The sequence below is a fragment of the Proteus sp. G3927 genome, assembly GCF_963894685.1.
GTDB lineage: Bacteria > Pseudomonadota > Gammaproteobacteria > Enterobacterales > Enterobacteriaceae > Proteus > Proteus mirabilis.
Genome location: NZ_CAWQGX010000013.1, coordinates 138,799 through 151,843, shown reverse-complemented (window position 1 = coordinate 151,843; position 13,045 = coordinate 138,799). Strand labels below are relative to the sequence as shown.

At 41.6% G+C, this 13,045-nt stretch carries 10 protein-coding genes and 1 pseudogene; 8 read left to right on the top strand and 3 right to left on the bottom strand.

From position 1 onward, the window contains the following. Nucleotides 1-14 precede the first annotated feature (14 nt). Together mtnN and btuF are read left to right on the top strand one after the other, a co-directional pair. The gene (gene mtnN, locus AACV00_RS05115) at nucleotides 15-722 is read left to right on the top strand and encodes a 5'-methylthioadenosine/S-adenosylhomocysteine nucleosidase (protein ID WP_004244989.1); all 708 of its coding nucleotides are present in this window, start codon (nucleotides 15-17) and stop codon (nucleotides 720-722) included. Between the two features lie 100 nt (nucleotides 723-822). Continuing rightward, nucleotides 823-1,653 (top strand): vitamin B12 ABC transporter substrate-binding protein BtuF, encoded by an 831-nt coding sequence (gene btuF, locus AACV00_RS05110; RefSeq protein WP_036919835.1) that lies wholly within the window; start codon nucleotides 823-825, stop codon nucleotides 1,651-1,653. Between the two features lie 174 nt (nucleotides 1,654-1,827). Here btuF and erpA read toward each other — a convergent pair whose 3' ends face one another. After that, complete coding sequence (erpA, locus tag AACV00_RS05105; RefSeq protein ID WP_004244992.1) at nucleotides 1,828-2,172, bottom strand: iron-sulfur cluster insertion protein ErpA; 345 nt, start codon at nucleotides 2,170-2,172, stop codon at nucleotides 1,828-1,830. Nucleotides 2,173-2,449: 277 nt separating this feature from the next. Here erpA and hemL point away from each other — a divergent pair, with 277 nt between their 5' ends. Next, a complete protein-coding gene (gene hemL / locus AACV00_RS05100; protein ID WP_012367503.1) occupies nucleotides 2,450-3,736 on the top strand; it encodes a glutamate-1-semialdehyde 2,1-aminomutase in 1,287 nt (428 codons plus the stop codon). 102 nt (nucleotides 3,737-3,838) lie between these two features. On the opposite strand, the pseudogene mrcB reads toward hemL, so the two are convergent. Together mrcB and hrpB are read right to left on the bottom strand one after the other, a co-directional pair. After that, a pseudogene (gene mrcB, locus AACV00_RS05095) lies at nucleotides 3,839-6,163 on the bottom strand (bifunctional glycosyl transferase/transpeptidase); the annotation flags it as partial. A 116-nt stretch (nucleotides 6,164-6,279) separates the two neighbouring features. Continuing rightward, nucleotides 6,280-8,709, bottom strand: coding sequence for an ATP-dependent helicase HrpB (gene hrpB, locus AACV00_RS05090; protein ID WP_110706744.1), 2,430 nt, complete (start codon nucleotides 8,707-8,709; stop codon nucleotides 6,280-6,282). A gap of 85 nt (nucleotides 8,710-8,794) precedes the next feature. Between hrpB and sfsA the strand changes: the two genes are divergently transcribed. From sfsA to folK, 5 genes are all read left to right on the top strand, one after another. Continuing rightward, nucleotides 8,795-9,505: a DNA/RNA nuclease SfsA gene (sfsA, locus tag AACV00_RS05085; RefSeq protein ID WP_004244997.1), complete on the top strand. Its 711-nt coding sequence runs from the start codon at nucleotides 8,795-8,797 to the stop codon at nucleotides 9,503-9,505. Nucleotides 9,506-9,701: 196 nt separating this feature from the next. Beyond that, nucleotides 9,702-10,157: an RNA polymerase-binding protein DksA gene (dksA, locus tag AACV00_RS05080; RefSeq protein WP_004244998.1), complete on the top strand. Its 456-nt coding sequence runs from the start codon at nucleotides 9,702-9,704 to the stop codon at nucleotides 10,155-10,157. An 85-nt stretch (nucleotides 10,158-10,242) separates the two neighbouring features. Next, nucleotides 10,243-10,548 (top strand): hypothetical protein, encoded by a 306-nt coding sequence (locus AACV00_RS05075; protein WP_223302910.1) that lies wholly within the window; start codon nucleotides 10,243-10,245, stop codon nucleotides 10,546-10,548. A gap of 114 nt (nucleotides 10,549-10,662) precedes the next feature. Then, a complete protein-coding gene (pcnB, locus tag AACV00_RS05070; RefSeq protein WP_370685673.1) occupies nucleotides 10,663-12,219 on the top strand; it encodes a polynucleotide adenylyltransferase PcnB in 1,557 nt (518 codons plus the stop codon). After that, complete coding sequence (gene folK, locus AACV00_RS05065; RefSeq protein ID WP_161679918.1) at nucleotides 12,212-12,709, top strand: 2-amino-4-hydroxy-6-hydroxymethyldihydropteridine diphosphokinase; 498 nt, start codon at nucleotides 12,212-12,214, stop codon at nucleotides 12,707-12,709. The genes pcnB and folK overlap by 8 nt, the downstream gene beginning before the upstream one ends. Nucleotides 12,710-13,045: the final 336 nt, after the last annotated feature.

Genomic DNA, 13,045 nt, shown 5'->3' with positions numbered 1-13,045 from the left:
GGGAGTATGACACAATGAGAGTTGGCGTAATAGGTGCAATGGAACAAGAAGTCAAACTTCTGCGTGAACAAATTGAAAACTGCGAAATAGTCTCTCGTGGTGGTTGTGAAATTTATACTGGCAAAATCAATGGTGTAGATGTTGCATTACTAAAATCAGGCATTGGTAAAGTGGCAGCCGCCATCGGTACCACACTATTACTTGAACATTTTCGCCCTGATGTTGTGATCAACACTGGCTCTGCAGGTGGGTTAGATGCAAAATTAAATGTTGGCGATATTGTCGTATCAACAGAAGTACGTTATCACGATGCCGACGTTACTGCTTTCGGTTATGAACCGGGTCAAATGGCACAATGCCCGCCGGCATTTATTGCCGATCCCAAACTGGTCAATATTGCTCAAGAGTGTATTGGATCACTAAAATTAAATGCCGTGCGTGGATTAATCTGTAGCGGCGATGCTTTTATTAATGGTGCCGAGCCATTAGCGCGTATTCGTCGTACTTTTCCAGAAGTCGTCGCTGTTGAGATGGAATCAACCGCTATTGGACATGTTTGCCATCAATTTGATACACCTTTTGTTGTTGTTCGCGCCATTTCAGATGTGGCAGATAAAGAATCGCATTTAAGTTTTGATGAGTTTTTATCTGTTGCCGCACAACAATCAAGCTTAATGGTCACCACTATGCTTGATAAATTAAAAACAGAGACTCAGTTTTAATTTATTTAATCGATAAGCCACTTAACAAACCCGTCTCTCTTTTAGCTCAGCAGGTAAGATAAAAATAGACGGGTATATTTGACTATAAAGACGAGAAAAAATGCGTTTCTTAAACACTTTTGCACTGCTGCTAAGCCTGATATTGACACCTTGTTATGTTATCGCAGCCACTCCCGCACAACGTGTTATTACTTTATCCCCATCTGCCACGGAAATGGCTTATGCCGCAGGTATGGGAGAGAATATGGTTGCGGCGAGCGCTTATTCTGATTATCCACAAGCAGCAAAAGCTCTCGTACAAGTTGCCGACTGGCAAGGCATTAATGTAGAACGCATTTTGCTATTAAAACCTGATTTAATTATTGCATGGCCAAGCGGTAATCCTCAACGACCGCTCGATCAGTTAAAATCATTGGGTATCCCTATTATTTACTCTGATCCACACAGTATCGAAGAAATCATTGACGATCTTACCCGACTTTCTTCTTATAGCACTCATCCTGAAGTCGCTTTAGCAAGTGCACAAAAATTACGTCAGCAATATCAAGAATTACAGCAAAAGTACGCCTCAACGACGCCTCATCAAGCGAAGAAAAAAGTCTTTATTCAGTTTGGTATGCAACCCCTATTTACGACATCAAATCATTCATTACAAAATGAGATTACCGAACTTTGTGGCGGCGAAAATATTTTTGCGAATAGTGCAGTTCCTTGGCCACAAGTCAGCCGCGAGCAAGTGATCAGTAAAAAACCTGATTTGATTTTATTTAGTGGTAAACCAAACCAAATTGCCGCAATACAACAATTTTGGCAACCTCAACTAGATATTCCTATTATCGCTATAAATGAAGATAGTTTTAGCCGACCAGCACCACGTATTATTTATGCGGCTCAACAGATTTGTGAGGCTATCGCAATCCACTCATTTTAAAGTCAATTAACTATTTAAATGAAGATTGAAGAGGTTAACAGACAATAGTCGTAGGCAAGCTGCAACACAACCAATAACGTGCAGTGCGTGCAGTGAGCGGGGCATATATAAAGATGTGGGGATGACTAACGCCGTGGCACGGCAGTGTAGCCACGACGTCAAATAATATAAAAATCAGATACTAAACGATGAACCACAACCACAAGTGCTTTTCGCATTAGGATTGGTGACGATAAAACGTGAGCCCTCAAGGCCTTCAGTATAATCAACACAACCACCCACTAAATACTGCAAGCTCATTGGATCAATAACTAAAGCAACGCCTTGTTTTTCTATGGTCATATCACCTTCATTCATAGCATCATCAAAGGTAAAACCATACTGGAATCCGCTACAGCCACCACCGGTGATATAAACACGTAGACGCAGATTTGGGTTTTCTTCATCCGCAATTAGATCTTTTACTTTATTTGCAGCCGCATCTGTAAATTGTAACGGCAGAGCCATATCATCACTCATTGTTCACTCCAGACTGGATAATCCAGTAAAAAACAGCCAGCAAAAATTGATGCTTCTTGCTGATATAATGTGATGATTATCTAATACCTGCTCTTAACCTTCAAGTTTGTTGTGGACAAAATGCACTTTTTGATACACAACTTTTCTTTATTAATGAGTACCAACTCGAACAATAACAATGATAAATCAAAATGTTGTTGTCGTGTATTTGGCTTCATCTGCACTGTGCTTTAGAATAGGCGTTAATCTTACGCTCACCCATCATTAGGAGTCTGACATGAGCAAGTCTGAAACGCTTTATAATCTCGCACAACAAGTGATACCTGGTGGCGTCAATTCACCGGTTAGAGCATTTAACGGTGTTGGTGGCACACCGCTTTTTATTGAACGTGCTAATGGTGCGTATATTTATGATGCCGATGGACGTGCTTATCTTGACTATGTCGGTTCATGGGGACCGATGGTATTAGGCCACAATCACCCCGCTATTCGCCACGCTGTAACTGATGCGGTGCAAAAAGGCCTAAGCTTTGGTGCTCCTACGGCTGCTGAAGTGGAAATGGCAAATTTAGTCACTGAGTTAGTGCCTTCGATGGATATGGTTCGTATGGTGAACTCAGGTACAGAAGCCACCATGAGTGCCATTCGCCTTGCTCGTGGCTACACGGGTCGTGACAAAATCATTAAATTTGAAGGCTGTTACCATGGACATGCAGACTGCTTATTAGTCAAAGCAGGCTCTGGTGCATTGACGATGGGACAACCAAACTCTCCAGGTGTTCCTGCTGATTTTGTTAAACACACTTTAACTTGTACTTACAACGATTTAAATTCAGTACGTCAAGCATTTGAAAATTATCCGGAAGAAATCGCCTGTATTATTGTTGAACCCGTTGCCGGTAATATGAACTGTGTTCCACCTAAAGCCGATTTTCTACCGGGATTACGTGCATTATGTGATGAATTTGGTGCATTACTGATTATTGATGAAGTAATGACAGGTTTTCGTGTCGCATTAGGCGGCGCACAAGCTTATTACGATGTTGATCCTGACTTGACCTGTTTAGGTAAAATTATAGGTGGTGGCATGCCTGTAGGCGCCTTCGGCGGACATAAAGAAGTGATGTCTCAATTAGCCCCTATCGGTCCTGTCTACCAAGCGGGAACATTATCGGGTAACCCCATTGCGATGGCGGCGGGTCTAGCTTGTTTGCAAGAAGTTTCACAACCGGGAGTTCACCAAACACTGGATGAACTTACTACTATGTTAGCGGATGGCTTACTTGAAAAAGCACAACAAGCAGGTATCCCTATGGTAGTAAACCATGTAGGCGGTATGTTTGGTTTATTCTTTACCGATGCCAAAGAAGTGACTTGCTATCAAGACGTAATGAACTGCGATGTCGAACGCTTCAAACAGTTCTTCCACTTAATGTTAGAAAAACGTATTTACCTCGCTCCGTCGGCTTTTGAAGCTGGCTTTATGTCTATTGCTCATAGCAAAGAAGATATTCAACGTACTATCGATGCGGCTGAATACGCCTTTAGCAAAATGAAAGCGTAATCTTTCATTACTTAAATAGCATTTATTGCTGGTATTGCTGGCAAAAAAATATCCTCCGCGATTGCAGGAGGATATTTTTTATCTCAATAGTATTGCGAATAATTACTCAGAAAACAGATCGCGTAACCATTTAGGTGCCGCACTATCGTCGCCGTCGCTCTCTTGTGGTAACGGTGTACAGAGGCTATCAGGATCTGCTGTCCACACAGGTAATGTACGCACGCCGCCACCATAACAAACAAAGTTACCTTCAGCATTAATCGACATCTGTGCTATATCTTCTGGTACAGGTGGATTTAATGTTAATGGTGTTTGATTTTCTAAATAATGACGATAAAGGATCAATGCCCCTGTCGATCCTGTTAAGTTAGTTGGGCCATTATTATCACGTCCCATCCATGCAATAGTGACTTCTTTACCATCAATACCCGCAAACCAGCTATCACGTAAGTCGTTGGTGGTTCCGGTTTTACCTGCAAGGTTATATTGACCAAATTTAGGTTTTAATGCTCGTGCTGCTGTACCTGAATTAACCACCTGTTGCATACCAAACAGTGTCATATATGCCGCTTGTGGAGAAACCGTTGTTTCTGCTTGCGGGTAGCTTTGATAAAGCACCGTACCATCTTGGGTGATAACAGAGCGCAATGCCGATAATTTAGCGCGATTACCTAAACTTCCGATTGTTTGGAAAGTTTGCGCCACTTCCATTGGAGTTAAGTTTAGTGCGCCAAGTAACATCGCTGGTACTTTTTCTAAATTTTCTGCTGGGGCACCTAGTTTGATCCACGTTTTGATCACTTGGTCTAACCCAACTTCTAAACCAAGATTAACCGTTGGTACATTACGTGATGTAGCAAGAGCATCCACCAACATTAACCGCCCTTTATAACCACGATCGTAGTTACGTGGTTGCCATGGTTTTCCTCCCGGAATAGGCACTGAAATAGGTTCATCCGCCAACCAGGTATTTAAACGAAAACGCTCAGGCTCACTTAATGCGGTTAAATAAGTTGCCGGTTTTGCTAATGAGCCAATTGAACGGCGTGCGGACATGGCACGATTAAAACCGGCATATTGTGGTTGTGAACCGCCCACTAACGCCCTAACCTCACCACTGAGGCGATCTACAACAACCATTGCGCCTTCGAGATCGTTGATTTTGCGTGTTTTACGTAAATCAGCAACTCCCGCTTCTACCGCTTTTTCCGCTGCATCTTGTGAAACAGGATCAAGCGTTGTAAAAATTTTAGTCCCCGATAAATCTTTAACCTGATCACCTAATTTAGTTTGTAGCTCTTGACGAACTAACTGCATAAATGCCGGTTGTGGCGTTAGCGCTTCGCTACGAGGTTTTACTCCTAAAGGACGTGCGCTTAATACATCATAAAGCTCTTGATCGATAATTTGTTGGGTCTGTAATAATTTTAGTACCACATTACGGCGCTCTAATGCAGCCTTAGGATTGCGCCATGGATTGTATGCAGAAGCCCCTTTCACCATTCCAACCAATAATGCTTGTTGATCAAGACTTAGTTCATCAACAGGTCGACCAAAATAGTAAAGGCTAGCCAGTGGAAAACCACGAATTTGCTCATCACCACTTTGCCCTAAGAACACCTCATTAAGATACAGCTCTAGAATACGATCTTTGCTATAGCTCGCATCCATAATAATCGCCATATAGGCTTCATTAAGCTTTCTTTTTAGCGTTCTTTCATTGGTTAGGAATAAATTCTTTACTAATTGCTGCGTTAAAGTACTTCCCCCTTGTACCGCTCTACCAGCGGTAAAGTTCGCTAACACCGCACGACCAATAGAATAAATACTGATGCCATCATGCTCATAAAAACGGCGATCTTCCGTAGCAATTAATGTATCGACTAATAGTTGAGGAAATTTATCTCTTGCTAAGAATAGACGCTGTTCACCATTAGCCGATTGCATCATAGTGATAAGCTTAGGATCGAGGCGGAAGAAACCAAATTGACGCTGATTATTCATATTGGTGATACTCACCAATGAGTTTTGTTCAAAGGTCAATTTCGCTAAAATTTGCTCTTCGCGACCATCTGGAAAATCAAACGGTCGACGTAACATCTCTATAGTGCCATTTTTAACCACAAATTCCCCAGGACGGGTGATTTTATTGACATGGCGATACTGCATACCTTCCAGTAAGCTTACCATCTCTTTTTGGCTATAGTTCATGCCAGGTTCTAAATTGACAGTACGTCCATAAACGGCAGCAGGCAATTCCCATACATTACCGTCAAGGCGCTCTTTAATTTGGGAATATAAATAAACACCATAGATGCCGACTAAAACCGCAACCACAATGGCGATTTTAACAAATAACCAAAACCAAGAACGCCTTCTATTGGTTTTCTTTACTGGTTTTTTCTTTCTACTCATGAACTGTTTCTCTCATTAAAACCTCTTCACCACACCCTTAGGGTAAAGAAGCCTAACATTGTCGCTATTTTTCCAAGCTATCCCACAGGAAAGCTCTCAAATTGTTATTCAGCACGTATATATACGCGCTAACTCCATTTTTTTACACGTCGAGTAGGGGCCGTTGTTGTGGGTGAATCTGGCCACAAATGTTTGGGATATCGCCCCTTCATCTCTTTTTGTACTTGTTTATAGCTTCCGGCCCAAAAAGTAGCGAGATCTTGTGTTTTTTGGATAGGTCGCATAGCTGGAGAAAGTAACTCCATCACTACAGGTAATTGCCCTTTTGCCACAATAGGACTTTGTTTTTCACCATAAACCTCTTGGATCCTGATAGCAATAATCGGCGGATTATCTAAATCATACCTAATCATCACTTTAGTGCCCGTTGGAGCAATATAGTGTGTTGGGAACAGCTCTTGCAATAATTGTTGCTCATGCCAAGTTAACTGATTTTTAATTATCCCATTAATATCCATTTGTAGCAGTGCCTTAAGTGATTGGGTATCGCCTAATTCAGGTTGTAACCACAATTCTAATGAGTCTAATAAAACGGCTTCATTCAATACAGGTAAATTGGCCTCAGGGCACCACTTTTGCGCTAAAGCAAGGCGAATAAACAGTTGCTTACTCTCTTCACTTAAGGGTAGAGCACTTAATCCTTGTTTACGTAACCAATTTAATAATGCCGTTTGTATTTGCGCTTTATTAGGTTTATCTAATGGCATTTGGCTAACGGTTAACTGACCTAATTGACGCTGTTGCCACGCAAGAAGTGTACCGCGCTTTTCATCCCATTCAACGGTGGTATTATCTTGTATCAATTCCGGAAAGATAGAGGATACTTCATTAATATCAATAGGTAAGGCTAATAAAATTCGCACATCCGCATAATGTGCATTTTGCAACAACAATGGTGCTAAAATCCACGGCGATTGGCTCATTGGTTGAGTATTATCCATCATTGCGCCTTGTCCATTAGCGAGACGAAATCGACCTTGATTATCACGGTTTTTGGCTATTCTATCTGCAAATCCGACACTCAATAGTGATGCTAATAATTCTGGGCGACATTGCCCTTTGCATTGCTGTAATAGCTGTTTTTCACGCTGTGACCATTGATGATTTTTCTGTTGGATCAGCCATTCAAGATTAATCTCTCTGTCTCTTGGTGGCTGTTCTAAAATGGCACACAGCCTTGCTGCGGTAGCAAGATGATGCTCACTTTTTTCACTAGCATAATCTAATATTGCCGCCAATCGGGGATCGATGCCCCACTGTGCCATACGTACTCCCCGCGAGGTTAATCCCCCTTGATTATCAATGGCACCTAATCGTTGCAATAATGTTTTAGCTGCGTTTATTGCTGCTGGTGTAGGTGTATCTAACCAAGAGAGTTGGTTTATATCACGACATCCCCATTGCAATATTGAAAGCCATAACGAAGAGAGATCACTAGATAAAATTTCAGGTACTTGGTGAGTTGCCCCGCGCTCAGCTTGTTCCTGACTGATTAAGTGCCAACAAATTCCGGCTTCAAGACGTCCTGCCCGCCCCGCTCTTTGCGTTTGTGAAGCTTGACTTATTCGTTGGCGCAATAAGCTTGTTACACCACTTTTTAAGTCAAACTGGGCACGTTTTTCAATGGTACTGTCGAGCACCAAGCGAATACCTTCGATTGTTAAACTGGTTTCTGCAATATTTGTTGCTAATACAACTTTGCGATATCCCTTTTCTACAGGCTCTATGGCCTGTTGCTGTTGTGCTAATGAAAGTGCCCCATAAAGTGGAAAAATTAAGGTGTGTTTATCCACTTTGTCAGCTAATAATTGCGCGACTCTAATAATTTCTGCACTACCGGGCAAAAAAACAAGTAAAGAGCCCGTCTCTTGTGTAAGCAAACGTCGCGCCATCGTGGCAACTTCTTGTTCAAAAGGCAGGTGTGATTGAATAGGATAATAATGCCGTGAAACAGGATAACTACGCCCTTCAGAGCTAATCATCGACGCATTCGGCAATAGTGAAGTTAATTTTTGATTATCTAATGTTGCAGACATCACTAAAAGGCGTAAATCATCACGTAATCCTGATTGCACATCTAATAGCAGTGCTAACGCTAAATCTGCTTGCAAACTCCGCTCATGAAATTCATCAAGTATCACTAAACTTACACCTGTCAGTTCAGGATCTTGCTGTAACATACGTGTCAACACCCCTTCGGTGATCACTTCAAGGCGCGTCTGCTGACTCACTTTACTTTCAGCACGCATGCGATACCCCACCGTTTTACCCACCTCTTCATTGAGTTGACTTGCTAAACGATAAGCGATGCTTTTTGCCGCAATACGCCTTGGCTCTAATAAAATAATTTTGCCATCAAATATATTTTGTTGAAGCAAATACAGTGGCAGTGCGGTTGATTTTCCCGCCCCTGTGGGGGCGTGAAGTAAGACTTGGGGACATTGTTTTAATGCAGTAACAACAGATCCTGCTACCTCAAAAATTGGCAATAGATGCACACAAGCTCCATAACTGATTAACTTTCTCTGTGGCTCATTGTAGCATTAGCCCTTTATTAAAGGACGTATTTTCACCGGGGTGATTATGAAATTTGAACAACCACTACAATCTGCCACTTTATTAAAACGATACAAACGTTTTTTAGCAGACGTAGTGACGGCAAATGGTGAAGAATTCACGCTCCATTGTGCTAATACGGGTGCGATGACGGGATGCGCAACTCCAGGTGATACGGTTTGGTATTCCACGTCATCGAATGTCAAAAGAAAATATCCTCATAGTTGGGAATTAACCCAAACTCAATCAGGTGATTGGATCTGTATTAATACCTTAAGAGCTAATACGATCATTGCCGATGCGATAGAAGCTGGCGATATTCCAGAATTATCTGACTATGATGAGATAAGACGCGAAGTGAAGTATGGTAGTGAGAATAGCCGTATTGATATTTTACTTAAGTCAAATCATAAAGTTGACTGCTATATTGAAGTGAAATCGGTCACTTTATTAGATGCTGGAATGGGCTATTTTCCTGACGCTAAAACAGAGCGAGGTCAAAAGCACCTTCGAGAGTTGACCGCTATCGCAAAATCGGGCTTAAGGGCTATCTTATTTTACGCTGTCCCCCATACTGGCATTACACAAGTGTCTGTTGCTAAAGAGATTGACCCTAAGTATGACTTATTGCTAAAACAAGCATGTGATGCTGGGGTTGAAATTTTATGTTATCGCATCAATATTAGTGAGTACGATTTAACAATTGGAAAGCAATTACCTTTTATTTCAAAAGGTTAATACATTTTCATGGTGTTGGTTAAGTATTTTTTAACTAAAATGGCCTTTTTACTTGCGTGCCTTCACATCATGAGAAAACTTATTAAAGGAATAATTGCTATCCGCGCGGGCATCTGCTATTTATAGCGCCCTATTTTTTTCCCTTCCTATTTAAGGTGGGGGATTATTCAGAAAATGCGTATGTAGGAGAAGCATTATGCAAGAAGGGCAAAAGCGTAAAACATCGTCCATGAGCATTCTCGCTATTGCTGGCGTTGAGCCATATCAGGAAAAACCGGGCGAAGAGTACATGAACGAAGCCCAATTAGCGCATTTTAAGCTAATACTTGAATCTTGGCGCAATCAGCTCAGGGATGAAGTCAACCGTACCGTCACTCATATGCAAGATGAGGCGGCCAACTTCCCAGATCCTGTTGACCGTGCTGCACAAGAAGAAGAATTCAGTCTTGAGCTGCGTAACCGTGATCGTGAACGTAAACTCATTAAGAAAATTGAGAAAACACTGAAGAAAGTTGAAGATGATGACTTCGGCTTTTGTGAGTCTTGCGGTGTTGAAATCGGCATCCGCCGTTTAGAAGCTCGTCCAACAGCCGATCTCTGTATCGACTGTAAAACATTAGCTGAAATCCGTGAAAAACAGATGGCTGGCTAATTAATGAGTATAGCCTCAGTACTTAGGTGCTGGGGCTTTAATCTAAACGTTAATACCCAAGATGACAGTGTGTATTAGGCATTTAGTGCCATTATTAATAAACCAACTTTGTTTTGGTGGTTTGGTTACAGCATTGGCTCGTTATCTTCAAGCTGACAAAAATTATGAGCGTTGGCGCTTTCACATCAATAATATCATCCTCCAATTAATACTTCTTGATACAATAACTCAGACTATTCGCACTGTGATGACGATGTTTATTCACATAAAAGAGAAGTTATTTGCGTATAATTCTATCACTATAGCTGATGGCCATAAGCAAGGAACAATATTGATGGAGCACATTTTCTTACCTCGTCAACCGTTGCTGTCAGGCAAGATTATTCGTTAACATTATGATGAAGATGCACAATAACCCACACAAAGCATTCTCAAAAAATGTTCAGTAGGCTATGATTAGCCGCTTAATTTTTTAATTATTAGATTTAATTATTCGAGGTGTCATATTTTTAACCGAGTAGCGCATTTCTGCCGTAATTTGCTAGGACGACAAACAACATCGTCAGATACAGAATCGGTAGCGAGTGAAAGGCCTGTCACTGCATCTGACCGACCTAAAAAAGAAACACAAACGACTGTGCGTCGGCGTCCTGCCCTATCCGCAGACCGTCCCCGTAAGAACAAAAGTAATAACGAAAAGGCGAACGGGAGTGATTTGCCAATGACTGTGATCCCAAGAGATCAACACCCGATTTCGCGTAAAGACATCAGTGATAACGCACTAAAAGTTCTTTATCGTCTGAATAATTCAGGCTTTCAGGCTTATTTAGTGGGTGGTGGTGTACGCGATCTATTATTAGGGAAAAAACCAAAAGACTTTGATATTGCTACCAATGCAACGCCAGAAGAAGTCCGTCGATTATTTCGTAATAGCCGCTTAGTAGGTCGACGCTTTCGTCTAGCGCATATTATGTTTGGCCCCGAAGTGATTGAAGTCGCTACTTTCCGTGGCTCTCATGAAGATCATGAAACATCCGATCGCAATCAGTCACAACAAGCACAAAGCGGTATGTTGCTGCGCGACAATATCTTCGGATCGATTGAAGAAGATGCCATTCGTCGGGATTTTACCTTAAATAGTCTCTATTACGGCGTCGATGATTTTGCTGTACGTGATTATGTGGGGGGCTTGGCTGATCTTAAATCAGGTACTATTCGTTTAATTGGCTCTCCTGAAACTCGCTATCGTGAAGATCCAGTTCGGATGCTAAGAGCTATCCGCTTTGCCAGTAAACTGGATATGCGTATCGCACCGGAAACTGCAGAGCCAATTAGCCAATTAGCACCACTATTACGTAATATTCCTTCAGCACGCCTATTTGAAGAATCGCTGAAATTATTACAAACAGGACATGGTTATAAAACCTATCGGTTAATGCGCCATTTCCAACTTTTAGAGCCTCTTTTTCCATTAGTTGCCTCAAGGATCACTGAGCAGCAAGATACCCCAATGGAAAGAATGATCGAACAGGTGCTAAAGAATACCGACTATCGTATTAGTAAAGAAATGCGCGTAAATCCGGCATTCTTATTTGCAGCAATGCTATGGTATCCCTTAGTGGAGCATGCCGAAAAACTGGCTCAAGAAAGTGGACTGTCTTATTACGATGCTTTCTCAATGGCGATGAATGATATTTTAGATGAGCAATGTCGTACTATTGCGATCCCTAAACGTATCACCACCACGATGCGTGATATTTGGCAATTACAGCAGCGTTTACCTAAGCGTCAAGGGCGCCGAGCCAATAAACTGCTTGAGCATCCTAAATTCCGTGCAGCATTTGATCTACTGGAATTACGCGCTAATGTACAAAGAAATCCTGATCTGGAAACATTAGCCGCTTGGTGGGCTGATTTTCAGGTTTCAAACAATACACAACAACGCTCTATGGTCTCTGAATTAGGTCCAGGCCCGGTACGCAAAAGAACACGTCCTCGTAAACGTCCTCGTCACCCTAATGCAAAAAATAATGCACCAAGACAAGAGAACAAACATGAGTAAGCAACAACAGCGTGTGTATATTATTCTGGGCAGTAATTTAAACTCACCAGAACAGCAAGTAAAATCGGCGATAAAAGCGATTAGTGAAATCCCTAATACTACACTGATTGCCCAATCACCTTGGTATCGCACACGCCCTATGGGACCTCAAGATCAACCCGATTATCTCAATATGGCTGTCGCCGTTGATACTACTTTAGCCCCAGAAGAGTTGCTCGACCATACACAAGCAATTGAACTTGACCATGGTCGTGAAAGAAAAGCAGGTAATCGTTGGGGACCTCGTACCCTTGATTTAGATATCATGTTATTTGGTGATCAAGTTATACAGACCGAACGTTTAACTGTGCCTCATTATGGACTTAAGGTGCGTGAATTTATGCTTTATCCATTGGCGGATCTAGCACCTGAGCTTTGCTTCCCTGATGACGGAGAACGATTAGCAGACAGATTAGCGCTCGTACCTAAAAATGGTATGGAAAAGTGGTGATACCACATAATAAGCGTGTTTGATGTTAATGGTTGATGCTGTTGACTGACAGTATCAACCCCGTTCACAACTCTCTTGTACTGTTCCTTTATCGCGTTATCCCTCCCCATAAGTGATAAAATACGCCCTTCCCTCCCGCCTGTTATATCACCATTTCTAATTCTTGGATAAATATCAAAATATTTTTTATTTCTATTTTTTATTATTCAATTCACGACTTTTTCTTCGTTTTTAGTACGTAGATGCTACAATCAGCAGTTAATGTTTTTTATTTATGTCATATTCTCTTTAATAAACAAATAATTAACTGACATAAATAACTCAATTTACACGCAA

Bases quoted from the DNA above. Each gene is read 5' to 3' on its own strand.
- folK (WP_161679918.1), top strand. From the start codon at position 12,212: ATGAGTAAGCAACAACAGCGTGTGTATATTATTCTGGGCAGTAATTTA.
- dksA (WP_004244998.1), top strand. From the start codon at position 9,702: ATGCAAGAAGGGCAAAAGCGTAAAACATCGTCCATGAGCATTCTCGCT.
- erpA (WP_004244992.1), bottom strand. From the start codon at position 2,172: ATGAGTGATGATATGGCTCTGCCGTTACAATTTACAGATGCGGCTGCA.
- hemL (WP_012367503.1), top strand. From the start codon at position 2,450: ATGAGCAAGTCTGAAACGCTTTATAATCTCGCACAACAAGTGATACCT.
- mtnN (WP_004244989.1), top strand. From the start codon at position 15: ATGAGAGTTGGCGTAATAGGTGCAATGGAACAAGAAGTCAAACTTCTG.
- btuF (WP_036919835.1), top strand. From the start codon at position 823: ATGCGTTTCTTAAACACTTTTGCACTGCTGCTAAGCCTGATATTGACA.
- sfsA (WP_004244997.1), top strand. From the start codon at position 8,795: ATGAAATTTGAACAACCACTACAATCTGCCACTTTATTAAAACGATAC.